This is a genomic window from Rossellomorea aquimaris, assembly GCF_008180865.1.
GTDB classification, from domain to species: domain Bacteria; phylum Bacillota; class Bacilli; order Bacillales; family Bacillaceae_B; genus Rossellomorea; species Rossellomorea yichunensis.
Window position 1 is genome coordinate 1,421,581 of record NZ_VTEX01000001.1, and the last position, 19,467, is coordinate 1,441,047.

The window sequence follows — 19,467 nt, forward strand, 5'->3', positions numbered from 1 at the left end:
TTAGACCGACGAAGGACTACGTGAGCCACTGCGGAACGTTTTTTTAGATATTATACATCAAAGATAAACTTGTTATAGTACCATTGTATAACGGATTTCTTGGAAAATCCTGTCCTTTTTAGTGCGAAATAGTGCCAAAGTATTACGATTTACTGTTTATTTAATTCGCTAAGTGCTTTTAAACTTTCTTTTGATTGTTCAATGAAATAATCCCGATGATGCTCAATTAAATTAAAATATCTTTCTTTCCATGTATCAATCTCCTTTGCGTGGTTGATGATTATTTCCTCTTGTTGTTTTATTTTCAGGCCCCTTTCTGCAATTCCTTCGATGAGTTTAACATAATCTTCCGGCAAGACAACATAACCTTCAGAACACATATTTGTTCTTCCTTTAATTTCCGCAATATTCATTTTAACTTCCCCTTTTCATCGTATTGTTCGTTTATACGTAAGTAACACAATAACTTCTCTCCAGTACTCCTTTGATTCTTTTTTAAAATTCGTTTCGACACCGTTCCCTGAGTATTCATACCACTTTGCGAATAAGTGAAATGGATAAAACGGAAAGCAAAATATTAAACACATTAGCTTAATACAAAGCATCTTCAAGCTTACCACCCCTTCAAAACATTTTACTACACCAATCCCATTCCCTCTGCCACCACTGCAATCATTTCCTTCTTCAATCGGTAATACGTCCTGTGTGGTATTCCCAGGTTCAAGAATACATCTGTATCATACATCCCTAACATGTATCGTTGCTCCCATATCTTCTGCTGATCCGGTTTCAGTGAATCAAATATCAGGTCTAGCTTCTTCTTCGTAAGTATATATTCCTCTAGTTGTATCTCATTCATGGCTAGTTCCTCTGTCTGACTGTGGAACTGGTTTCCCCTTTGCGATTCACTTGCGTCATAGTTGACGGTCATCTTGTTTGTTTTGAGCTGCCTTGATTCTATAATGGCATCCAGCATACGGTAACGGCTCATAAGTTTTTGAGCTTTTCTTTTGGCTTCTTTCGGGATGCTCGTATCAATGAATTGTAGTTGATCTATCATCTTCTCTCCCCCAATATAAATCCGACTAGGCATACAAAAGCTAGAAACATAATTACAGTGTTAATCATTCATTCATCCTCCTTACAGTAGGAAAAATACCATGACTGTCATCGAAACAGTAAATATGAATGTATACGCATGTTGGTTTTGGGCTTTCTTGTCACTTTCTGCAATCGCCCCCATTGCGAACAGTATTAAAATATAATTAGAACCACCTTTAATGTAGTAACCATTCAACTTCCCCCTTCTTTATCAATAGCCTTGATCATATCCTTCATGGTGAGCATAGCCCCTGCGTAGCTGGTAGCGATTCCTTTCCATGTAACGTAATGGCCTTCATATATGCCTGATATCTCTTGGTTGATGCCCTCTTGGACCTTACTTCGATAATTGGAGTCATTCACCGTCACTTTGTTTGTCTCACGTTCGTATATATAAAACTGTCCACGTTCTGTACTCGCTTTACCATAGTAATATTGATACTGACTTTTAAAGTACCCTGCAAGCTTCCACGCTTCCCTCTCTGCCTTGTTGTAGTAGTATTGGAGTTTGCTAATTTTAAAGGGTGTTAGCGCGTCTATATCCTCTTCATACTTATTGATGAATGTGAGCATTTGGTTGTGTTTCCGGATGACGTCCCGGATTGTGTCCGGGATATCGTCCTTCACCTCTTTCCGTAGAGCTTCTATATCAACTGGTTGCTCTCGGAATATATCCTCTGTTGGTTGAGTCATTTACTCACCCCTTTATTCCGGTCTTTTATTCTTTTCTGAATACTTCTTGTACAAGAATTCCACGAAACTTTTCTTTAACTTCAACTCGTCAACAATTTTATCGAATAGCCAATCCCAGAGAAATATCATGCCTGTTAGCAAAACCATACACCCCAAAATTAAGGTTAAATAAACTGATATTAAAACTAACCAATCAAACATACTTCCATCCCCCTTTATGCTTCTTCACGACCAATAACTCAAACCCTTGTGTATACTCGAACATTTTGCGTACCAGGGGAAAGCGTTCATTCGCCCACCCCTTTACATCAATCACTTCCACTTTTCCGTTATCGTATGTGACTTTGAAGTCTGCTTTATATGTCCAAGGTTGCTTGCTTCTATATCCCTCTCCGTTACATGCCTTGCATTTAATCATATTGCCTGTTTTGGGTGACTTAACTCTCCCCTTGATACAACGTCTACATTCAAACTGAAACGATTCTACGAGCGTGTAGTGAGGTTGTAGGGCTATGTCTGATATATCATCACGACTTTTAAGATATTCATAGTATTGGCCTTCACTGGTTGAGTCGAATTCATGACCGTCAATGATTACTTTTACACTGTTTATTTTCTTACCCATTACATCAACCCCAATCCACTTGCTATATACTGACCAAATTCGTATATTCCAATTATCAAAGGTATGACCATAGCTATCAAAATCCCTACCATTACCTCGCCACCAGTTTCAAGGCCGAATGCCATACCGACTAACAAGCCCATTACGGAAATAACAAGTAATCCGATTACGAAACACCCAATGACTACGATCATCCCTTCACCAACATTTCTTCATACATCTTTTCAATGGATTCATCTTTCATACTGTCAAAGTAGGAGCGATTGTATCCTGTGGCAGCGACTAACCATTCAATGAGGTTGTTTCTTTCCTCTTTGGTCATTAATATCCCTCCGTCTGTCTAGCATGATTTTTTTCGTTCTTCTTCACGTACGCAATCTGTATATCCTCTTCACTGAATCCAAGTTGATCGCCAATCGCTAAGTAATACCGGAACATCCTCGCCCATTCACCGCATGAGTTTAATCCCGATTGAAAAAGGTCATTGAATAACTCCCCAAGCGACTTGTGTTGTTTATCGAATCGTGAAGCTTTTACTTCTTTAACGAACCTATCCCATCCTCTTTCGATTGCTATTGATAAAAGGAAGTGGATGCCGTCACAAAATTCTTCTAAGACTACTTCTCTCTCATCCGATGATTTGTTACTCCAAAATTTAAAGAATCGGTTACTGTTCGCTAACTCACCCAACTCCACCTTAAATGCGATTATTTTCAGTTCCAAGACATCATCTGGAATCTCGTGATCTTTCTTTATCCGGTCATCTAAACATCGTTGTATCTCATAATATGGTAATAGGTTCATGATCCACTTCTCCTTTTCAACCCGTATTCATTTATTTTGTTCTGCACCATGTATTGCTCTATCCCAAGTTCCACTGCTATAGATAGGAGAGAGTGCCCTCTCCCATATAGCAAGATTAAATCAGGTATCATATCATCCGACCATTGATTGATTTGAAGCTCTCTTGCCGCTGCGTATTTATCGTTTAAGTCGCAATCCTCATGCAAGGCAATTTGTAGTAGTTGACGTTTGGAAGCTATATCCCATTTCATGTGTTCACCTCATTACTTTAGTGCGTTAAAAGGGTAAATCATCCGAGTCAATGTCAATTGGCACATTGTCATTGGTGAATGGATCATCATTTAGTTTGTTGTTATTTTGACTGCTTGATTGATTTGTAGATTGATTGTTTTCGTTCCACTTCTTGACCGTGATAAATTGCACTCTTTCAGCATTCACACTCCAAAAGTATTCTCGTCTACCGTCTTTATCTCTGCTGCTCGTTCTAATCGCACCCGGCACACCTGCCGTATCTCCTTTTTGAAGTGTATTCGCAACGTTTTCCGCTGCGTTACCTCCCCAAAACTCTACCGGGATAAAGTCAGCATCTATTTCACCTTGCTTATTCTTAAATGACCTCGATACCGCTAAAGTAAATTTCACTACAGGCTTACCGTCTGGTGTATAAGTTAGTGATGGATCATTCGTTAATCGTCCTACCCAAGTTCCGTTGTTAATCATAGTTAATTCCTCCTAAGAATATATGTTCCTCTTGTCCATTTTTAGATTTGACTGTAATGTTAACATGTGACTTTCTATGCTTATTTTCTGATGAATACAAGATAGTCATATTTCCGGGGCTTACATTCGTATACGATCACCTTCTGTAAGGTGTCCCCATCTACTGTTTTAATGGTCTTTTGTTTCACCCAACGCTTCACGTTTCACCCTCCATTCTTTTGAGTTCCACGTTTGCCGTTCTTGAAGTGCTGCTTCTCTTTCTTTTTCTTTTTGTTGATTACCCTGGTGAGTTCTTTAATTTTCCGATTCTTATTGCTTAACTGTTGTTTCAGATGCTTATTCTCTTCTGCTAACCGTTGATTGATTTCCTCGTAATGTTCCGATGTTTCAACGAATACTCGCTCCACTTCATCCATATGAACACCCCTTATAGGTAATCTCCGTTTTCATCTAGGTTCTTCTCAACCCATTCTTCAAACCACTTACGAACCGATTTCAAAGCATGTGCTTCTCTATGGCAGTTGATACAAATGGATACACCGTTTCGTTTTACTCCTTGGCCCATCTGTGACTTATAGAAAACATGGTGCGGTATTTTCTCTAAATAGTATGATCCGCACCGTACACACTGGTAATTGTCACGTTCGCATATTTCTTTGATGGTCTTGGATGAGAACTTTCCTCTGTCCTTCTGTTTAGGTGTGCGTCTGTTGTGGTTTGTCTGTTGACTCTTTGAGTATGGATTATATTCACCTAGCAAACTATCACCCCTTAATTAATTCATCGAATATCTCATCTGCCTTCTTTGCAGCTTCCGTGTGTTCGATTGCTTCCACTTGACTCCACCACATGAAGAAGCATTCATCCTTGTAATACCACTTCACTAATCTCTTTTCTATTGTTTTGAAGTAAGCCCCGTGTTCTTCCCATTTCTCGGTGAGGTGTTTATATTCGAGTGCTGCATTGTATTGTCTTTGCTTTAACTCGTTTCTCGCTCTGTTGTATTTCTCTTCTGACTTAATGAGCTTATCTAACTTATTAAGTCTATCTTCTCTAAATGGAGCGTCCAGGTTCTCAAGAAGATAATCCCTAAATTGAATTGTTTCTCCTGGTGTTAGTTCACTAGCTATATACTTACCTTGGAGTATTTTGGGATCCATCCACCTTCTCCTTCATATACAGAACCATCAAAGGCCGTAAATGTTCTAACTCTTTCCCCTGGCTTACCACTTCTTCCCTTGCCTGTCTTAACTCTTCTCGCTTATTTTCGAGTTCAGCGTCAAGGTGAGTTAACTTCGATAGAGTGTTAAGGTAATTTCGTTCTTCTTTTTCCAATAACCATTTTCCCTTGTCAATCAACGCTTGTTTATCTTCGTTCTGTTCTTGTAAATCCTTGATAGCCATTTCCCTTACCTCTAATTCACGTTTTAACCGTTCGTTTTCTTTTTTGGTGTAAACTAACCTTTCAGCAACCTTCATCCTCTTCACCCTCTCATTAATTCCTCAAACCAATCTTTATCCCCGCTATCCAGCGACAGGTTGATTAATACTTGTATATCTTCTGGGTATACTTTCGTTTCAAGTGGTTTCAGTAAGTCTACTAACACCGCATCCTCTTTCACTTCCTTGTAGTGATGCTTCACCCCGTCCTCGCCCTCTCTATATACCTTGACGATTCTGTAATAGCGTTCGTTTGTTGTATCTACGATGAAGGCGTATGCTTTGTACTTGAAGTATTGGATATATACATAGTCACCTTCTTGCATGTTAGACACCCCTTAACCTTTTTATTGAATTACTTCCAACCGTTTATCTTGAATACCCATACTGCATATTTTTCCGCCTTTTTTAGATTCCAAGAAAACACAAACGTAATCATTTCCCAACGGACGTTCTTCCCAGTAAGATACTCGCAATGTATTGCCCACTTTCAACCAATTATGTTTTACCAATGGAGCCTTTACGATTTTCACTATGTCGCCAGATTTAATTTCAGTTCCATTTACATCAAATGCTTTCACACTTCTCACCTCTCCGTTTCAGATAATCTGCCTTCATCTTCACATGTTCATCCCATGACGGCTTCTGATTATACTTCTTCGCCAAATCACTGTTCGCTATCTTCTCGTACCATTCTTTTGTCATGATTTGCTTTTTATTTTCCATAGTGTTCTTCCACTTCCTTAATCAATGAATCTCTCATGCCTCGGATATCCGAAATGATTTTACCTTGTATTTCGTCCAATTTTTGGTCGGTTGATATAAGCTTTAATCCGTACTCTTCAATCAACTTACTCCGTATCATTTTCAATTGATTTTCTGAAGCTGGTTCATATTCTTCATCCATTCCATAGAGCAAGGCATCAAATGCTAAAAGTAAAATTAATTCATCCTTCATTGTGAATCCCCCTTTTTAAAGTTCCTTTGTAAGTCTTTACACCATTGGCATAGCCCGCTATATTTACCTGTTTTTTCCGCTTTCTTGACAAGATGTTCTTCTATTTGACCGTCGCAACTAAAGCAATAGTAAGCTTCCTTGCTCATTTCTTCCCCTCCACCAAATGTTGTCTTACCGCCTGTACCGTTTACTGGTATTCAGCTTTATATTGCTCAACCTTTGTGAGTAATTCGTTTTGGATGTCTATGATGCGTTCGTGATGGAGATTAACCTTACGTCCAAGGGCTTTGCTGATTCTTTCCTCTGTCGTGAATCGGTAGCTTTCTGGAATATCCTCGAAGTTCATGTTAATTTGCTTTGACATGTTTCCAATTCCTCCCATTCCTAATGTTGGAAATGATATATGTTTTTATATTGAATATTTCTGATATTTCTTTGTTAGACTTACCTCTCGAAATGAGAATCTTAATTTCTTTTACTCGACTTTCTGTTAATTTCGAATTATGATGTTTTTCCCCTTTAGCACCCACGAATGTATTCAATCCCAATTTATGTGCGTGTCTTATATTTTCGGATCTGGTTAACCATTCAAGATTATCAACAGAATTATTCATTTTGTTTCCGTCAATGTGGTTTACATCACCTTTATTTTCGGGGTTAGGGATAAAAGCATTCGCAACAAGTCTATGAACGGTCAGTGATTTTTGTTTTCCGTCTTTGTTCAACATTGTGAATTTATATCCATGATTTCCGATGTATAATTTTCTCAACTTACTTTTAATCCTTCTCCCATGGGTAGTTACTCTTTCCACACCCCTTATATCACCTGAACTACTAACCTCATAAAAACCTTCATATCCTCCGACGGGTTTCCAAACCAGATTTCTCATACGATTTCCTCCCGTTTTCTGTAGTGGTGGTACATTCCTAACTTCCGAACGTTTCCTAATTGACTGGATAATGTTTTAGGTGTCCTCCCTAACGCTAGAGCAACCTTATTTAAGCCGTCTAAGTCGTGCCAGGTACAAAGGTATTGGATTTCCTCTACCGTCCATTCTTCGCCCTGTCTGTCGTGATATATAGGGTGGTAGTTCATACGACTTGCCTTGTCATGCGTTACACCCTCTTTTAACTCCAATTCCTCCATGATTCTATGCTGCCGTTTAACGTGTAGGGCCATGACGATTATTTCTTCTTCCGGTCTGTTGAAGTGATCCACTAACTCATGTAAGGGTGTATCTTCGTATAGTCTGATAAACTCCCTCTCATTCTCTATCGTCCACTCATGATTCAAGTCACCCAATGCAGTAGTCGTACTCTTTATTCGGCTTGTATCCGTACTCTTTCTCATAAGCCTGTTCAAACCTTTCACAGAATTTCTTGTATTCCTGTTCTTTTGCTTGTCTTACTGTCATAGACTGTTTACAGGAGCAAGGGATAATGTGCGTTACCCCTGCTTCATGTGTGTAGTAGCGACCTTGATTGGAACATTTAGGACAGGTCATAGTCTATATTCTGCCTTGGGCCAAAATTCAGAACATGAATGGAATGAGTTTGTATATCTACCTAACTTTTGGCTCGCATGACCACACGTTCCTGTATTGATTATTTTTCTAGTCCAATAAAGGCAATTTCTGCATTGTATTGCCGTTCCTTCTTTTGTCATGAAATGACCCATCTTCATTCCTCCTAGAAATCTTGTAACCTCATATCCTCGCCTTCAACTACTACTACCTTTGTACCTTTTCTCATACGCGAGATAATCCTTGAACCATTCTTTCCATACATAGCGATTAATTCCTTCGATGAGCAGTTTGTCGTGATGATCTTCGGCTTTCCGTTTCGATTGGAGAACATTTTGAATAGTACCTCTCCCACAAACGATTCACCGTTTTCAGACTGTTTGATATACTCTGCTCCCAAATCATCGAATATGACCATATCTGCTTTACTGACTGCGTTGTATAACTCTTCTGTGGATTCCCCTGTCTTAAATGTGTTCTTAATCTTATCCATTAGGCTGGGTACGTCTATGAAGATGCAGCTCTTTCCGTTTTCCATGAGCCTGTCCATAATGGCTTTTGATAAGTGGCTTTTCCCTATGCCGTATGTTCCTTTGAATAGGAGTGAGTTCCATTCATCCAACGTATCAAAGTTGTTAGCGTACCAGACAGCCTTTTTAAGCGCTTCTTTCTGCGTAGGGTGTTTAGGTATGTAAGTCTTGAATGTAGCACCCTCTAGGTCATATGGGACGTTTGAGTAACGTATATGAAGTCGTTCATGGTCTTTAGGTTTATTCTGCTCTACATAGTCTGTGTGTTCTTTCGATAGTTTCAGATTTTCACAGTTGATACACTCGCTTACTTCACCTTTTGCCGTTTGTATGATCTGTACTGTTGCCTGGCAATGTTCACAGGTTCGTTCTCCGATTATCTGAAACTTAGAAGATGTTATCGTATGGAGTTGGTTCTTTATGCTTTCCAGTTTGACCACTTCCTTTAGGCTTGTGTTCGTTGTCTAAGGCTTGAACATCAGACAATGTTTTAGCACCTTTACCATGCCAATCCTTCAATATGGCTTTTGTATATCCCCAATTACGCTTATTACGTTCTAAGGAGATTTTCAATGCTTCAATGATAATGTCCTCATTTCCGTTAAAGTCATCAACCCAAGCTGATATGTCTTGCATAAGGTGAGAAGATAACATTCCGAAATTCTGTTCATAAAATTGGAAGGCATTAGTAGTAGTAGTTATATTAAATGTATTATTAAAAGATGTATTATTATCTATAACCTTTTCTTCCATAGGGGTATTAACGTTTTCTTCCATACCCCCTAGAACAATTCGTAAGTACCTATAGAGAATTTCTTTACTACCCTCTTTGTAAACAAGTTCTGATGTGATATATCCTTTTGAAATGAGTTGATTAATCCATGTTGATACTGATTTCTTACTGACTTTGTATAAATCCGAAAAGTAACCGTTACCCGCCCAGCAATAACCTCTTTCGTTACATAGGGCGGTGATCTCTCCGTAAAGTAGTTTAGCGTTTGGTGTTAGGTCTTTGTCATAACGCACATTTGCTGGTATAATTGCGTAGTAGCTTTTTTGCATTTATTTCACCTCGTTGGTATAACTTGTCCGTAATCTGATATACTGATATTAAGTCGTTTTATTTGAGCCTTTATGACGTTGCAGCGTCTAGGCTTCCTTTTCTTCCAAAAACTTATTGATGAAATATATCTGCCCCTTACCTGTGACTTTAGGTGTCTTGGTGACTCTGACTGATCCGTCAGGGTTATTTATTTGCCGTTTTTTAATCTCGAACCATTCATTTTCCATACTGTATTGAGTAGGCAGATTGTACGTTTCACCGTTGCGTTTAATGAGATAACCGTTATCCCTCAACCAATCAAACAAGCGATTCTGTCCAATGCTGATACCGTTTTGTTTAAGCAACTTTGCCAATTCCCCGACTAGAATAGAAGTATTAGAGGTTTCAAGTGCTTCTGCAAACAATACTTTAGGCTTGTTCAACTCCAATTTAGATTTCATTTCAGCAATCTGTTTATCTGCATATTCCAATGCTCGCTTCATAACCATTTCTGGACTGTTCCACATTTTTTCAAGGTGGAGGAAATACTGTCTTGCTTGTTTTCCTTTATCGGTTCGTTGAATCATCGCAATCTCTTTTGACATATCTAGTTTGAGATGATGGTCATCAACCATCTTATATCCGCCATTTGCAACTGCTCTTTTTTGAGCGATTGTAATGAAGTCAATATTTTCTTCAAAACCATAATTCAGCATTCTTGGAAACCAATCTTTATATGCAGTTTTCACTCCCAAAAACTCATGCAATTCTCTCCCACTTACAATAATTTCACCTTGTTCATTATGATTAGTTGTGATTAATTCATTCATTAAACCACCTCCAAGTTAATATCTCTGAATGAAACCCTAGCACCTAACAAAACTTCAACAACCGGGCAATCGTGAGAAGCAGCTTCAAGTTCTGCCCTTTGGTTTGCTTTATCTAACGATTTATACTCACCTAGGAATATTTGATTCAATCCGTCTACTTTAGACTCAACAAGAACACCTTGTCCGTATACTTTATATAAATTATTTTTCGTTTCATAAACTGTAATTAAGCTATATAACATTTATTGTTCCTCCTTATTTTCTAATACGAGCAATTCGCTGATTTCACAATCCAATACCTCACAAAGTGTTGCTAACGCTTCAACATCTATTCGTTTGTTCTTTTTGTTGTAAGCCTTCGAGATTGACTTACGTGAAAGCCCAGAGAGTTTATGTAGTTGCTCGATCGTCTTGATGTTTCTCTTGGCCATAATCTCATGAAGCTTGATTTCTACCGTTTGCATGTGTCTGACCTCCTTTCTAATTAATATTATACCACCCATCGGTAGTCTTGTACACCCCATAGGTTGTATTTTCCACTAAAAATTTTTGTTACAATGGTATATAATGAATACATAGTGAGTACAATAGGTAGTGAGGTGGGACAAGATGATAGTACGAAACAACCTAAGGGTCATGATGGCTAAACAAAAAATGAATATCCAGGACGTTTCAGATGCCACAGGATTGAGTAGAAAATCAATTTCCAAGCTATACCATGAGGAATCCATTCAGATAACATTTGACGTTATAGGAAGGCTGTGCGACTTATTTAAGTGTGAGCCGGGTGATCTACTTTACCTGGAAGAACAGAGAGAGGACTAACATCCTCTCTTATAAATCAACCTCGTCATTGAGCGCACATGGGTCATTTTCAGCTAATAATGTTCCATCTTTATCCCAATATTGAGTAACCTCTCTTAATACGGTATCAACTCCATTACCTCTTATAGATACCGTCTGAATAACTTCGACTGTTTTTACACTTCTTGGTGTTTCTGGTTCAACTGGTTTTCTTCCCATTTCATTCATCCTCTCTTTGTCGGTATATGGTCGAACTACGTCACAATTCTAAATGGTCAAAGCTTGCCATTTATTCCATTACGCTACAAGGAATAATTCCGTCAGAAGTCATTGTACCTTCAAAAAACAATCGGCAATTTTCAATTGTTGTATCCTCGTTAAAGGCCTTTAATCTAATGGCATTACCTATTTTCAAAGTTTTTCTCCGGTTTTCCATAGAAATACAACTATTTTTGATAAGAATTTCATAGTTAGGACTTTTTGATTTATTAGCATTCACTTTCATTCCCATTGGTAACACTAATACTTGATTCTTATAAGTTTTCATTTGTTTACCTCCGTTTTCTTATTGTGTATTTTGAGTCAAAACTCCATTAACTACTCTTACTCTCCAATTCCTTCACTCTATTACGGTAGTAATCTACCAAATGCGTTCCCACAGGCAATGTACACGCTTCTTCCATCGTCCACCCTTGTTTACTTACCCGACTCTGAAATGTTCGGATAGGGATTTCGTTTTTCTCCACTTCTTCATACACCCATGCCGGGTATTTACGTTGACGATCACGATTCTGTTTGGCGATTTCTTCCCGGGTCATAGCTGGGGTAGTCGCTGCCTTCTCTTCGTCCCATCCGTACCGTAAACAGTTATCGTAGGTCAATACGTCTACAATGCCTAACTCCTTGCATTTGGCTCTCCAAGGTGACTTAGAGTGTCGTCTGACTGGACGTGTCATGGCTTCATCTTTGTTCCAGTAGTGGACGTAGAAACGAGCGTATAAGGTTTTCTTGTCAATTCCTCGACTTTCAGCTAATTCATAATCTTCCTTCGTTAATTCGTGTTCCTTTGCAATCATTATCATCCATTCCTTCCCATTAACACTTTAGATTTCTCTTTGCGAACTGTACACTGATATTTCGCCATGACATACCCATCAAACTTGCGACCATGTGGATCATATAAGCGTCCAGCACTGTTTAAATTGGTGATGTCCTTTACTAACTCCCGTCCATCGTCTAATTTGGCTTGTAGGGACTTCTCGACTTCCTCACGCTTAGCTGACGAAATGTTGTGTGTGAAATATTGTTTTAGTTCCATACTTTTTCCCTCACTTTTTCGATTAATCCAGGATTATATTTCACATAGCCGTTTACCACTTTGATGTTATGGCCCTCACTGTGTAGTTGCTTTATGTAGAGTTCTATGAGGTAAAGTGAGTTGTGGTTGCCTAATTGTTTTTGTAAATCCTCTAATTTGATAACGAGTGTGATCTTTGCGACAGATAAAATTCGTTGTTTAGTTGGTGCGTTCATTTGATTTCTCCTTAATGAATTTCAATATTTCTTCCGGCTTAATTCCGATTGATAACGCTTCCTTTACAAGTGCTTTCCATTCGTTCATTTCAATTCCCCCGTTTCAATCTCAAAGAATGTACAGATCATACGCTTCACACGACTAGGAGATACTTTGTAAGCTGCGACTACAATTACACCTAGAATAGACATCAGAATTAGTAAGAATGGGATTCCCATATATAAACCTCCAAAGGGGCTAGTGTTTCGCCCCGGTTATTTGTTTTAAAAACTCCACTGTCTCTTCAAGGGTTTGGATGTACTCTTCTGTGGTTTTATGCACTTTTGCCACCCTGGAGTATCTCTATGGCTTTAGATGCTTCGCCTACGCTCCAACTTTCGATTTCCTTAGTAGTGCCTATCTTCTGCTTTAAGTTGTTATATAGGGCATCGTATGACCACTGATCGTTAATCTTTTTCTTTAGTAAGGAGTTAACAAGGTTGAGTTGCTTCTCACTCGCTTGTTTACCACCGCCACCACTGTAATTTTTCTTATTGGCGCTTTTACCACTCGTATCTTTCGCATCTGGATCATCACCGTCTGTAGGGATTCCAAAGAATTTAAGAAGGAAGTAACGTTCCGAGTAAGTCAATCCACTACCGAACGCCTTTGAAATGTCATCCTGTTGGCCGAATGTAGGGAAAGGGATCTCGATTGTTTCCTCTGGGTTTTCAGCATTCACCCATACATAATTCATTTCAGCCGTTACAATAAAATCTGTTTTGTCATTGCCTTTTTTGTCCTTATAATCAAAGGTTGAGTACGATTGATTTAACACTTTCGGCATAAGAAGGATTTGTAGTTCATCCATCTTCGCTTGAATCTTTCTTAACACTTGCGTACCACTTACATATGAGTAACCGTAACTGTCACTATCCTTTGTGAAAGCTCCAATATTCTTCCTTACTTCAACTAACTTCTGGTAAATGTTTAACTTAGGCTCAGTCATGGTTAATTTCCTCCGTTTCCGTAATCTCGTCATTCTCAATCATCATGTAATACACTTGGTCGGGGATCGGCTGGAAATTGGAGTAACAGGATTTGCCGTTTACGATGTATATTTTCATTGGGATTCCTCCTTTAATCTGTGTTGAGATTTAAGATTAGGAATCACTTCTCTTACTTCGTAATAAGAAAGCAAACTTTCTAAGTTGAAATCATAAGCTTCCATACTTCCAAATTTGACGTTTACAAGGATGTATTTAACTACTTCAAAAGAATCAAAAACATTTTCAATTAAGTCGAATCCTTCTGCCGATAATAAAAGGTAAGTCCCTTTATCTGTCACGATTATGTCACCTGGATAGATTTCCATTTGTACGACCTCCGATATTTGGTTTATAATGTCCGTAGAATGTTTTCCAGAGGGCTTTACCTGGCAGTTAGCCCTCTACCTTCCTTAATACTTGCTCATAATCCATAATGAGAAACTCCTGATGTTCGATTTGTTCGAGCATGTTCTCTGCTGCTTCTAAATGTAGTTTGTGCTTTTCTTTCATATCTTCACGCTGACGTTTTAACACTCGCAATTCCTTCTTCATCAAGTCCAACGCTGATTTGTCTTGAAATTTCGATGCCACTTAAATCGCCCTCCCACTCAATTTTTGTGTCCTCGAAAATGTAATAACTATTTAAGAAGTAATGAACCTCTTTCTCGATAACGTGTTCAGATGGTTCATAAGATTGGAAGTATGTGTACAGTTCATCATCGGATAGGATTCTGTTTTCGCTTTCAAACACTTCTTGAATACGGTTCTGGATCATTTCAGCTAATTCGTTCATGCTGCTCACCTTCCTTAAGAAGTGTTTGTAAGTCGTGGTTGGTGTCCCAAGCTATCTCTAAACCGTCATCAGTATGATATGAGATGAAGTTCAGCTCACCTTTGTAAAACTGTAATCCATTGACTAAGTAATATTGACCGTTCAACTTGATAAAAGGTGCTTTCATTTCGTTTCCTCCTTTATTGAAGTGTATGGTCGAAATGTTCACTAATACTCTCCGTCATCAATTTCAATATCTTCAATGATTATTTGTTCTGACATTCTTTCTAATTTGTTTGTAATTTGGATTAAATCATCAGTTAAATGGAATAACCTCTTAACACCTAAGTCTTGTTTTAATTGGCTGTACTTGTGTTTTGGAATTTCAAGTGCAAACGTCTTTTTCACAATGACGTATTCCATACAATCCCCATCTTCACAACCTGCTTGATAACATTTAGGACACATTTTCATTTCTCCTTTGCTTCACATTTTGAGTCTACGACGCACTCTTATTTTTCTTCTCCGCTTCGATCATGCGTGGTAAAGCGTGTTTCTTCATGAAATAACTTTGTTCATTTCGTAAAATAAAATCCGTTTTGCTTGTTCTTCATTAATAATTCCTTGTTTCACATATTCGCTTGTGCTTTCTTTCATCATTTCAACGAATGCTATTGTCACCCTGGAGTTAATGTCCGCTGACTTCATCATTGAGCGATATACATATTCGTTTCGGTTCTCAATGAAATCCATATTGGATTCAACACCATCTTCTGGTGCGAGTCTGTGACACTCTTTACACAAGGCGATTAAATTACTCATTGTTGATTTACCGCCATATACAACAGCCTTCATGTGATGTACTTCTAACTCTTTATCTGAACCGCAAGCTCGACAATTATATTCGTCTCTTCCTAAGACCTTGACCCTAAGACGACTACCTTCTTTTCTCACCTCTGTTTTGTTCATTTATGAAATCTCTCTTTCAGCCTTACAATCCAACCATTCAAAGAAGTCATCACGATTAACGCGCTTTAACTTTCCTCCAAGTCTTACAATCGGGAATCCTTTTTCCTCCATGATTTCGTATGATTTGCGTTTACCGACACCTAATATTTCTTGAATATCCTTCGCCGTTAGAACTAGTGGGTAATCTTCTTTACGTTTTGCCATTTCCATTCCTCCTAATTTAGTTACCTATAGGTCAACATTCGTCTGAAAATAAACGCTCGACTGTTGTATCTAAAGCCTGAGCAATTCGAATCGCCAACATTACATTTACTTTTTTCTTTTCGTTTTCGCTTTTGTTCAAGTGAGACCTGGTAAGTTTAAGCATTTCCGCCAGTTGCTTTTGAGTTAATTGTAATTCTTTACGGCGTTCCGCTATTCTGTTCAAGTTATAACCTCCTTTTCCAATATTGTTTACCTATAGGTCACTTTATATAACTTATTATTGCATATAGTTCCCCTGAGGTCAACTAGTTTCTATAAAGTTTTTTCAGAAACTTTTGGTTGTTGAAGAATCTTACATTTAAACGCATAATAATAGTTGTGTTTCCCTTTGGGGAACATTTCATATAGGTAGGTGAAAACAATGGAACTTATTGAACAAGTGGGTAGAAGGATTCAAGAGATCAGGAAGATTAGGGGGATGAGTCAAGATGAACTTGGAGATAAACTAGGAGTTACCAGAAGTTTCATTTCCAAATTAGAGAACGGAAAGAAAAAAATTAGTTTAGAACATGTAGAGAATATCGCTAAAATTTTACACATTGAACCGACAGACTTATTAGTAGATAAGACAGAGTTGATCAAAAATTATGATGATTTAGTAATATTAAGAGAAAAATTTACCAAAGAAGAAATAGAAAATATGGTTAGATACTCCAAAATGCTTATAGAACTTGATAAAAATGAGTAAACAAGGTGAATAAAGCCTTATAAAAGTCGCTTTTTGTCGAAATAAGCCACTATGAAATAGCTCCCCTTTATGGAAAACTTGTACTATAATGGGTATAACAATTAGAACAGGTGTTCGTTTTTTGTCGGTATTTCTTTTTAAAGGGGAGTCAACAACTATGAGGAAAATAATGCTAGTACCAGAATTACCAAAAACCTTCATCTACCTTACTGAAACTCATGAAATTAGAGGGACAGGCGAGACAATAGATAAGAAGGTGATGGATAGTGAAAGGTTACATTCGAAAAAGAGGTAAGGTTTATTCATTTACAGTAGATATAGGAAAGGACCCGATAACTGGCAAGAGAAAACAGAAGACCAGATCAGGTTTTAAGACTAAAAAAGAAGCACAGGCAGCACTGGCAGAATTAATAAACAAGGTAGAAAAAGGAGAAAGCGTAGATTTCCGTAAAACGTTATTCAAAGAATTTGCGATTGAATACTTTGAAAAAAATTACGTGAATAAGATAAAAGCATCTTCTTACGACCGTTTGACTTATGTATTGCATAAACAAATATTGCCTTATTTCAAAGATGTATCCATTACGGAATTAGATCAGTTTGTCATTCACGACTTTTACAATGTTAAATTAAAAGAAGGTTACTCAACCAATTACATTATGAGAATGCACGAGATTATCCGAATGTTGTTGAGGGTGGCTAAAAAATGGGAGCTAATAAAAAAAGATGTAGCATCCATGATAGAACCACCAAAAAACAAACGCAAAGAGATGAAAATTTGGTCAATAGAACAAGTTAATGAATTCCTTAATTTTTGTTCTCACTCCCGTTACCACCCCATATTCTTCCTTGCTGCTTATACAGGTATGAGAAAAGGCGAGATGTTGGCTTTAACGTGGGAAGATATAGACTTCGACCAAAATGTCATTGATGTCAATAAAACTCTCTACAAGTTAACTGACGGATATCTGGTGGACGTCCCGAAAAGTTCTTCTTCGATAAGGAGTATTTATTTCGATGAAGAAATCGAAAGGGTGTTAAAGAAGCAGAGGTTAAGGCAAAAAGAAGAAAAATTGAAGAATAGTCGCGTATACGATGATAAAAACTTAGTGTTCGCACAAGAAGACGGTAGGTTCGTACCGCCCTCAGCAGCGAACGTTGTCCTTAATAACTTCATAAGGCAGTCTGGTTTACCTAAGATACGTTTTCATGATCTAAGGCACACTCACGCTACTATCTTACTACAAATGGGTGTCAATCCGAAAGTGGTAAGCGAAAGATTAGGTCACTCATCAATCCAGATCACCTTAGATGTATACTCTCACGTTACAAAAGAAATTAAACAAGATATATCTAAGGATTTCTCAAATATGATGAAAAGTGGTCAGAATGTGGTCAGCGTAGACTAGTAGGGGCTTCAAACCCTATAGTTTAAGGAATCCTCCCAATCCTTTAACTAATGAAGAAACTTGATTAATTGCCCCCATCATTTGTCCTGTTGTATTCATCATTTTATTAAAATCCAAAGATCCATCCTGTGACTTGAATGAATTCATGATTGAACTTACTCCCCCTGACGAAGGTTTAGCCATGAACGAGGCTTTCGGATATGGATTAGCATAAGCCTGCTGCTCCATTGCTTTCTTTTGGTACGGATTGTATTCTTTCTGCTGTAGAGGATTTTCAAAATATGGATTCATTTGATGCTGGTTCATCTGTTGATATTGGTTCATATGAAACCCAGGTGCCGGATATTGGGCTTCTGGTTGAGGATAATAATTAGGTTGGTAAGATCCATATTCTGGAGGTCGCATACCCTGTCCTTGATAGTTCATCACTGGTCCCATATACGTTGATTGCGAATGATAACTTGGATGGTAGTTACGCATCTGTCTAGAATGAAGTGAAGAATTCATACTTAGCCCCCTTACTTAATAATGGTTACTATACTTTATGTTTTAACTGGATAAATGGTGAAAAGACCCATAAAGATATTTCGACAAACACAAGAAGAATGTCGGAAGTTACACTATTCTTACAACTTAAAGAAAGGGTTTTCTATGATAGGATAAATGTAGATGCGACGCAATGAAATATAAGTATTGGGAGGAATCAAGATGAACCTGAGTGAACTGCTGAAGAGATACGAAAGTAGTAAACATTATCAAGCAACGGATCAACAAGAACTTCTTACAATGGCCAAAAAACTTTATATTTCTAATGAGATTTCATTGCATCATTATAAAGAGCTGTCGAAGCAAATCAATACAATAGAAGAAAAAGCAATTTCAACTCCATAATGTAAAGAGGCTGCCGATCGGCAGCCTCTTATTTTTCATTCAATTCATCCAACTGGGTTTGCAGTACATATGAGACAGATTGATAATGACTGATAAACCGATTGTAACTGGACTCTGGAAAGAAACAGTGAACAGATAGCATTTCAATATTATCGAATGTGTTTATTATTTGAGGGAAATGTAGGTGTTTTGGCCTTTGTTCCTTGATCCAAATCAAGGACAGTTCTTTCCACGCATCATTCTCCCCTTTTACTTTATCGGCAAAAGGTTTTACTTCTGTGTAAAAGTCTCCTTTTTCACCTGATTCACGTCTGCCTTTATATTCTTTCATCATCTGCTCAACAAGGATGATCAATTCTCCCGTTACTTGCTTCAATTGTTTCAAAAAAAGCCCTCCGTAAAAATGTTGACAAAAATAAAAAGTAGCACAAGGCTACTTTCTTATAAATTCAGTTTAAGACGTCTTATAGGATAATTCAAGTTTTTGTAAGACAAAGGACTTTTCTCTATTTTTCATAAGAACAGTTTTAGATTCCGCTTTTCTCTCCACTGAGCTCAACTTACTGTCGATTTTCTGTATCTTGTTCGTTAACGAATTCATTCCTTCTTGTTCTTCAACTGAGATTCGATCATGCAGACTTTGTTCTAATTGATTCAAACTTTCTTCAATTTCAGCTAATTTTAACATAATATCTTGTTTTGGAAGCATTGTGAATCCTCCCACCTTTTTTTTGGATTAATACTGCAATTCTCTCTTTATAACCCGTTCCCTTCCCCCCTGACAAAACTAGAAGCGTTTCGCCAAAGAAAGTGTTAAAAGGACATTCCGTTAATTTTGTTTC

Annotated in this window: 50 protein-coding genes; 4 read left to right on the forward strand and 46 right to left on the reverse strand. The window is 37.8% G+C overall.

What is annotated here, in order from left to right:
* Nucleotides 1-149: 149 nt before the first annotated feature.
* The 26 genes from FZC88_RS07185 to FZC88_RS07295 form a co-directional block, all read right to left on the reverse strand.
* On the reverse strand, nucleotides 150-413 hold the full coding sequence (locus tag FZC88_RS07185; protein WP_148994177.1) for a hypothetical protein: 264 nt from the start codon (nucleotides 411-413) through the stop codon (nucleotides 150-152).
* Nucleotides 414-637: 224 nt separating this feature from the next.
* Entirely contained in the window at nucleotides 638-1,060 is a 423-nt protein-coding gene (locus FZC88_RS07190; protein ID WP_187443525.1) for an ArpU family phage packaging/lysis transcriptional regulator, read from the reverse strand.
* Nucleotides 1,061-1,141: 81 nt separating this feature from the next.
* On the reverse strand, nucleotides 1,142-1,297 hold the full coding sequence (locus FZC88_RS23920; RefSeq protein ID WP_187443526.1) for a hypothetical protein: 156 nt from the start codon (nucleotides 1,295-1,297) through the stop codon (nucleotides 1,142-1,144).
* The gene (locus FZC88_RS07195; protein WP_148994179.1) at nucleotides 1,294-1,794 is read right to left on the reverse strand and encodes a hypothetical protein; all 501 of its coding nucleotides are present in this window, start codon (nucleotides 1,792-1,794) and stop codon (nucleotides 1,294-1,296) included. Before FZC88_RS07195 ends, FZC88_RS23920 begins: the two co-directional genes overlap by 4 nt.
* A 193-nt stretch (nucleotides 1,795-1,987) precedes the next feature.
* Entirely contained in the window at nucleotides 1,988-2,419 is a 432-nt protein-coding gene (locus FZC88_RS07200; RefSeq protein WP_148994180.1) for a DUF1064 domain-containing protein, read from the reverse strand.
* Complete coding sequence (locus FZC88_RS07205) at nucleotides 2,419-2,613, reverse strand: hypothetical protein (RefSeq protein ID WP_148994181.1); 195 nt, start codon at nucleotides 2,611-2,613, stop codon at nucleotides 2,419-2,421. The genes FZC88_RS07200 and FZC88_RS07205 overlap by 1 nt, the downstream gene beginning before the upstream one ends.
* The gene (locus tag FZC88_RS07210) at nucleotides 2,610-2,741 is read right to left on the reverse strand and encodes a BH0509 family protein (RefSeq protein WP_148994182.1); all 132 of its coding nucleotides are present in this window, start codon (nucleotides 2,739-2,741) and stop codon (nucleotides 2,610-2,612) included. The genes FZC88_RS07205 and FZC88_RS07210 overlap by 4 nt, the downstream gene beginning before the upstream one ends.
* Complete coding sequence (locus FZC88_RS07215) at nucleotides 2,741-3,223, reverse strand: dUTP diphosphatase (RefSeq protein ID WP_148994183.1); 483 nt, start codon at nucleotides 3,221-3,223, stop codon at nucleotides 2,741-2,743. Before FZC88_RS07215 ends, FZC88_RS07210 begins: the two co-directional genes overlap by 1 nt.
* Complete coding sequence (locus FZC88_RS07220; RefSeq protein WP_148994184.1) at nucleotides 3,220-3,474, reverse strand: hypothetical protein; 255 nt, start codon at nucleotides 3,472-3,474, stop codon at nucleotides 3,220-3,222. The genes FZC88_RS07215 and FZC88_RS07220 overlap by 4 nt, the downstream gene beginning before the upstream one ends.
* A gap of 25 nt (nucleotides 3,475-3,499) precedes the next feature.
* The gene (locus tag FZC88_RS07225; RefSeq protein ID WP_148994185.1) at nucleotides 3,500-3,943 is read right to left on the reverse strand and encodes a single-stranded DNA-binding protein; all 444 of its coding nucleotides are present in this window, start codon (nucleotides 3,941-3,943) and stop codon (nucleotides 3,500-3,502) included.
* Nucleotides 3,944-4,146: 203 nt separating this feature from the next.
* Nucleotides 4,147-4,359 (reverse strand): hypothetical protein, encoded by a 213-nt coding sequence (locus FZC88_RS07230; RefSeq protein WP_148994186.1) that lies wholly within the window; start codon nucleotides 4,357-4,359, stop codon nucleotides 4,147-4,149.
* Between the two features lie 11 nt (nucleotides 4,360-4,370).
* Nucleotides 4,371-4,703 (reverse strand): HNH endonuclease, encoded by a 333-nt coding sequence (locus tag FZC88_RS07235; protein ID WP_148994187.1) that lies wholly within the window; start codon nucleotides 4,701-4,703, stop codon nucleotides 4,371-4,373.
* Nucleotides 4,704-4,707: 4 nt separating this feature from the next.
* A complete protein-coding gene (locus FZC88_RS07240) occupies nucleotides 4,708-5,103 on the reverse strand; it encodes a hypothetical protein (RefSeq protein ID WP_148994188.1) in 396 nt (131 codons plus the stop codon).
* Nucleotides 5,078-5,422 (reverse strand): hypothetical protein, encoded by a 345-nt coding sequence (locus tag FZC88_RS07245; RefSeq protein WP_148994189.1) that lies wholly within the window; start codon nucleotides 5,420-5,422, stop codon nucleotides 5,078-5,080. The genes FZC88_RS07240 and FZC88_RS07245 overlap by 26 nt, the downstream gene beginning before the upstream one ends.
* Before the next feature lie 5 nt (nucleotides 5,423-5,427).
* Nucleotides 5,428-5,709 carry a hypothetical protein gene (locus tag FZC88_RS07250; protein WP_148994190.1) on the reverse strand — a complete coding sequence of 94 codons (282 nt, stop codon included), beginning with the start codon at nucleotides 5,707-5,709 and terminating at the stop codon, nucleotides 5,428-5,430.
* Between the two features lie 21 nt (nucleotides 5,710-5,730).
* Complete coding sequence (locus FZC88_RS07255; RefSeq protein ID WP_148994191.1) at nucleotides 5,731-5,964, reverse strand: hypothetical protein; 234 nt, start codon at nucleotides 5,962-5,964, stop codon at nucleotides 5,731-5,733.
* Nucleotides 5,951-6,109, reverse strand: a complete 159-nt coding sequence (locus FZC88_RS23925; RefSeq protein WP_187443527.1) for a hypothetical protein — start codon at nucleotides 6,107-6,109, stop codon at nucleotides 5,951-5,953. Before FZC88_RS23925 ends, FZC88_RS07255 begins: the two co-directional genes overlap by 14 nt.
* A complete protein-coding gene (locus FZC88_RS07260; RefSeq protein ID WP_148994192.1) occupies nucleotides 6,099-6,341 on the reverse strand; it encodes a hypothetical protein in 243 nt (80 codons plus the stop codon). The genes FZC88_RS23925 and FZC88_RS07260 overlap by 11 nt, the downstream gene beginning before the upstream one ends.
* 187 nt (nucleotides 6,342-6,528) lie before the next feature.
* Nucleotides 6,529-6,705 (reverse strand): hypothetical protein, encoded by a 177-nt coding sequence (locus tag FZC88_RS23930; RefSeq protein WP_187443528.1) that lies wholly within the window; start codon nucleotides 6,703-6,705, stop codon nucleotides 6,529-6,531.
* Nucleotides 6,689-7,231 carry an NUMOD4 domain-containing protein gene (locus FZC88_RS07265; RefSeq protein ID WP_148994193.1) on the reverse strand — a complete coding sequence of 181 codons (543 nt, stop codon included), beginning with the start codon at nucleotides 7,229-7,231 and terminating at the stop codon, nucleotides 6,689-6,691. Before FZC88_RS07265 ends, FZC88_RS23930 begins: the two co-directional genes overlap by 17 nt.
* Nucleotides 7,228-7,692: a hypothetical protein gene (locus FZC88_RS07270; RefSeq protein WP_148994194.1), complete on the reverse strand. Its 465-nt coding sequence runs from the start codon at nucleotides 7,690-7,692 to the stop codon at nucleotides 7,228-7,230. The genes FZC88_RS07265 and FZC88_RS07270 overlap by 4 nt, the downstream gene beginning before the upstream one ends.
* A gap of 338 nt (nucleotides 7,693-8,030) precedes the next feature.
* The gene (locus tag FZC88_RS07275; RefSeq protein WP_148994195.1) at nucleotides 8,031-8,834 is read right to left on the reverse strand and encodes an ATP-binding protein; all 804 of its coding nucleotides are present in this window, start codon (nucleotides 8,832-8,834) and stop codon (nucleotides 8,031-8,033) included.
* Complete coding sequence (locus FZC88_RS07280; protein ID WP_148994196.1) at nucleotides 8,782-9,456, reverse strand: DnaD domain protein; 675 nt, start codon at nucleotides 9,454-9,456, stop codon at nucleotides 8,782-8,784. The genes FZC88_RS07275 and FZC88_RS07280 overlap by 53 nt, the downstream gene beginning before the upstream one ends.
* 87 nt (nucleotides 9,457-9,543) lie before the next feature.
* Nucleotides 9,544-10,266, reverse strand: coding sequence for a phage antirepressor KilAC domain-containing protein (locus FZC88_RS07285; protein WP_148994197.1), 723 nt, complete (start codon nucleotides 10,264-10,266; stop codon nucleotides 9,544-9,546).
* Nucleotides 10,266-10,508 (reverse strand): hypothetical protein, encoded by a 243-nt coding sequence (locus FZC88_RS07290; RefSeq protein WP_148994198.1) that lies wholly within the window; start codon nucleotides 10,506-10,508, stop codon nucleotides 10,266-10,268. Before FZC88_RS07290 ends, FZC88_RS07285 begins: the two co-directional genes overlap by 1 nt.
* Entirely contained in the window at nucleotides 10,509-10,730 is a 222-nt protein-coding gene (locus tag FZC88_RS07295) for a helix-turn-helix domain-containing protein (protein WP_187443529.1), read from the reverse strand.
* A 145-nt stretch (nucleotides 10,731-10,875) separates the two neighbouring features.
* On the opposite strand from FZC88_RS07295, the gene FZC88_RS07300 reads away from it, so the two are divergent.
* Complete coding sequence (locus FZC88_RS07300) at nucleotides 10,876-11,091, forward strand: helix-turn-helix domain-containing protein (protein ID WP_148994200.1); 216 nt, start codon at nucleotides 10,876-10,878, stop codon at nucleotides 11,089-11,091.
* A gap of 9 nt (nucleotides 11,092-11,100) precedes the next feature.
* Here the strand turns inward: FZC88_RS07300 and FZC88_RS07305 are convergent, their stop codons facing one another.
* The 17 genes from FZC88_RS07305 to FZC88_RS07370 all read right to left on the reverse strand — a co-directional run bounded on the left by FZC88_RS07305 (nucleotide 11,101) and on the right by FZC88_RS07370 (nucleotide 15,800).
* A complete protein-coding gene (locus FZC88_RS07305; protein WP_148994201.1) occupies nucleotides 11,101-11,289 on the reverse strand; it encodes a carboxypeptidase in 189 nt (62 codons plus the stop codon).
* A 70-nt stretch (nucleotides 11,290-11,359) separates the two neighbouring features.
* Nucleotides 11,360-11,617: a hypothetical protein gene (locus FZC88_RS07310; protein ID WP_148994202.1), complete on the reverse strand. Its 258-nt coding sequence runs from the start codon at nucleotides 11,615-11,617 to the stop codon at nucleotides 11,360-11,362.
* A gap of 46 nt (nucleotides 11,618-11,663) precedes the next feature.
* The gene (locus FZC88_RS07315) at nucleotides 11,664-12,152 is read right to left on the reverse strand and encodes a hypothetical protein (protein WP_148994203.1); all 489 of its coding nucleotides are present in this window, start codon (nucleotides 12,150-12,152) and stop codon (nucleotides 11,664-11,666) included.
* Nucleotides 12,149-12,388, reverse strand: a complete 240-nt coding sequence (locus FZC88_RS07320; protein WP_148994204.1) for a hypothetical protein — start codon at nucleotides 12,386-12,388, stop codon at nucleotides 12,149-12,151. The genes FZC88_RS07315 and FZC88_RS07320 overlap by 4 nt, the downstream gene beginning before the upstream one ends.
* Nucleotides 12,379-12,603 (reverse strand): hypothetical protein, encoded by a 225-nt coding sequence (locus tag FZC88_RS07325; protein WP_148994205.1) that lies wholly within the window; start codon nucleotides 12,601-12,603, stop codon nucleotides 12,379-12,381. Before FZC88_RS07325 ends, FZC88_RS07320 begins: the two co-directional genes overlap by 10 nt.
* Complete coding sequence (gene sinI / locus FZC88_RS07330; protein ID WP_148994206.1) at nucleotides 12,587-12,691, reverse strand: DNA-binding anti-repressor SinI; 105 nt, start codon at nucleotides 12,689-12,691, stop codon at nucleotides 12,587-12,589. The genes FZC88_RS07325 and sinI overlap by 17 nt, the downstream gene beginning before the upstream one ends.
* On the reverse strand, nucleotides 12,688-12,822 hold the full coding sequence (locus FZC88_RS24415; protein ID WP_262371777.1) for a hypothetical protein: 135 nt from the start codon (nucleotides 12,820-12,822) through the stop codon (nucleotides 12,688-12,690). The genes sinI and FZC88_RS24415 overlap by 4 nt, the downstream gene beginning before the upstream one ends.
* Nucleotides 12,823-12,917: 95 nt before the next feature.
* On the reverse strand, nucleotides 12,918-13,592 hold the full coding sequence (locus FZC88_RS07335) for an ERF family protein (protein ID WP_262371778.1): 675 nt from the start codon (nucleotides 13,590-13,592) through the stop codon (nucleotides 12,918-12,920).
* Complete coding sequence (locus FZC88_RS24420) at nucleotides 13,585-13,710, reverse strand: hypothetical protein (RefSeq protein ID WP_262371779.1); 126 nt, start codon at nucleotides 13,708-13,710, stop codon at nucleotides 13,585-13,587. Before FZC88_RS24420 ends, FZC88_RS07335 begins: the two co-directional genes overlap by 8 nt.
* Complete coding sequence (locus FZC88_RS07340) at nucleotides 13,707-13,958, reverse strand: hypothetical protein (RefSeq protein WP_148994208.1); 252 nt, start codon at nucleotides 13,956-13,958, stop codon at nucleotides 13,707-13,709. The genes FZC88_RS24420 and FZC88_RS07340 overlap by 4 nt, the downstream gene beginning before the upstream one ends.
* A gap of 67 nt (nucleotides 13,959-14,025) precedes the next feature.
* Nucleotides 14,026-14,166 carry a hypothetical protein gene (locus FZC88_RS23935; protein WP_187443530.1) on the reverse strand — a complete coding sequence of 47 codons (141 nt, stop codon included), beginning with the start codon at nucleotides 14,164-14,166 and terminating at the stop codon, nucleotides 14,026-14,028.
* A complete protein-coding gene (locus FZC88_RS07345) occupies nucleotides 14,147-14,425 on the reverse strand; it encodes a hypothetical protein (protein ID WP_148994209.1) in 279 nt (92 codons plus the stop codon). Before FZC88_RS07345 ends, FZC88_RS23935 begins: the two co-directional genes overlap by 20 nt.
* Nucleotides 14,409-14,591 carry a hypothetical protein gene (locus FZC88_RS07350; RefSeq protein ID WP_148994210.1) on the reverse strand — a complete coding sequence of 61 codons (183 nt, stop codon included), beginning with the start codon at nucleotides 14,589-14,591 and terminating at the stop codon, nucleotides 14,409-14,411. The genes FZC88_RS07345 and FZC88_RS07350 overlap by 17 nt, the downstream gene beginning before the upstream one ends.
* A gap of 41 nt (nucleotides 14,592-14,632) precedes the next feature.
* Entirely contained in the window at nucleotides 14,633-14,872 is a 240-nt protein-coding gene (locus tag FZC88_RS07355) for a hypothetical protein (RefSeq protein WP_148994211.1), read from the reverse strand.
* Nucleotides 14,873-14,962: 90 nt separating this feature from the next.
* Nucleotides 14,963-15,373, reverse strand: a complete 411-nt coding sequence (locus FZC88_RS07360) for an HNH endonuclease (RefSeq protein WP_148994212.1) — start codon at nucleotides 15,371-15,373, stop codon at nucleotides 14,963-14,965.
* A complete protein-coding gene (locus tag FZC88_RS07365) occupies nucleotides 15,374-15,577 on the reverse strand; it encodes a helix-turn-helix domain-containing protein (RefSeq protein ID WP_148994213.1) in 204 nt (67 codons plus the stop codon).
* A gap of 31 nt (nucleotides 15,578-15,608) precedes the next feature.
* Nucleotides 15,609-15,800 carry a helix-turn-helix transcriptional regulator gene (locus tag FZC88_RS07370; protein WP_148994214.1) on the reverse strand — a complete coding sequence of 64 codons (192 nt, stop codon included), beginning with the start codon at nucleotides 15,798-15,800 and terminating at the stop codon, nucleotides 15,609-15,611.
* Between the two features lie 198 nt (nucleotides 15,801-15,998).
* On the opposite strand from FZC88_RS07370, the gene FZC88_RS07375 reads away from it, so the two are divergent.
* Both FZC88_RS07375 and FZC88_RS07380 read left to right on the forward strand, forming a co-directional pair.
* Nucleotides 15,999-16,325: a helix-turn-helix domain-containing protein gene (locus FZC88_RS07375; protein WP_148994215.1), complete on the forward strand. Its 327-nt coding sequence runs from the start codon at nucleotides 15,999-16,001 to the stop codon at nucleotides 16,323-16,325.
* A 266-nt stretch (nucleotides 16,326-16,591) separates the two neighbouring features.
* A complete protein-coding gene (locus FZC88_RS07380; RefSeq protein ID WP_148994216.1) occupies nucleotides 16,592-17,734 on the forward strand; it encodes a site-specific integrase in 1,143 nt (380 codons plus the stop codon).
* 15 nt (nucleotides 17,735-17,749) lie between these two features.
* On the opposite strand, the gene FZC88_RS07385 is transcribed toward FZC88_RS07380, so the two are convergent.
* Nucleotides 17,750-18,241, reverse strand: coding sequence for a YppG family protein (locus tag FZC88_RS07385; RefSeq protein ID WP_262371780.1), 492 nt, complete (start codon nucleotides 18,239-18,241; stop codon nucleotides 17,750-17,752).
* Nucleotides 18,242-18,442: 201 nt separating this feature from the next.
* Here FZC88_RS07385 and yppF point away from each other — a divergent pair, with 201 nt between their 5' ends.
* Nucleotides 18,443-18,625, forward strand: coding sequence for a YppF family protein (yppF, locus tag FZC88_RS07390; protein WP_148969432.1), 183 nt, complete (start codon nucleotides 18,443-18,445; stop codon nucleotides 18,623-18,625).
* Between the two features lie 28 nt (nucleotides 18,626-18,653).
* On the opposite strand, the gene FZC88_RS07395 is transcribed toward yppF, so the two are convergent.
* Together FZC88_RS07395 and FZC88_RS07400 are read right to left on the reverse strand one after the other, a co-directional pair.
* Nucleotides 18,654-19,010, reverse strand: coding sequence for a YppE family protein (locus tag FZC88_RS07395; protein ID WP_148969433.1), 357 nt, complete (start codon nucleotides 19,008-19,010; stop codon nucleotides 18,654-18,656).
* A 69-nt stretch (nucleotides 19,011-19,079) separates the two neighbouring features.
* Complete coding sequence (locus FZC88_RS07400; protein WP_148969434.1) at nucleotides 19,080-19,334, reverse strand: hypothetical protein; 255 nt, start codon at nucleotides 19,332-19,334, stop codon at nucleotides 19,080-19,082.
* Between the last annotated feature and the right edge of the window lie 133 nt (nucleotides 19,335-19,467).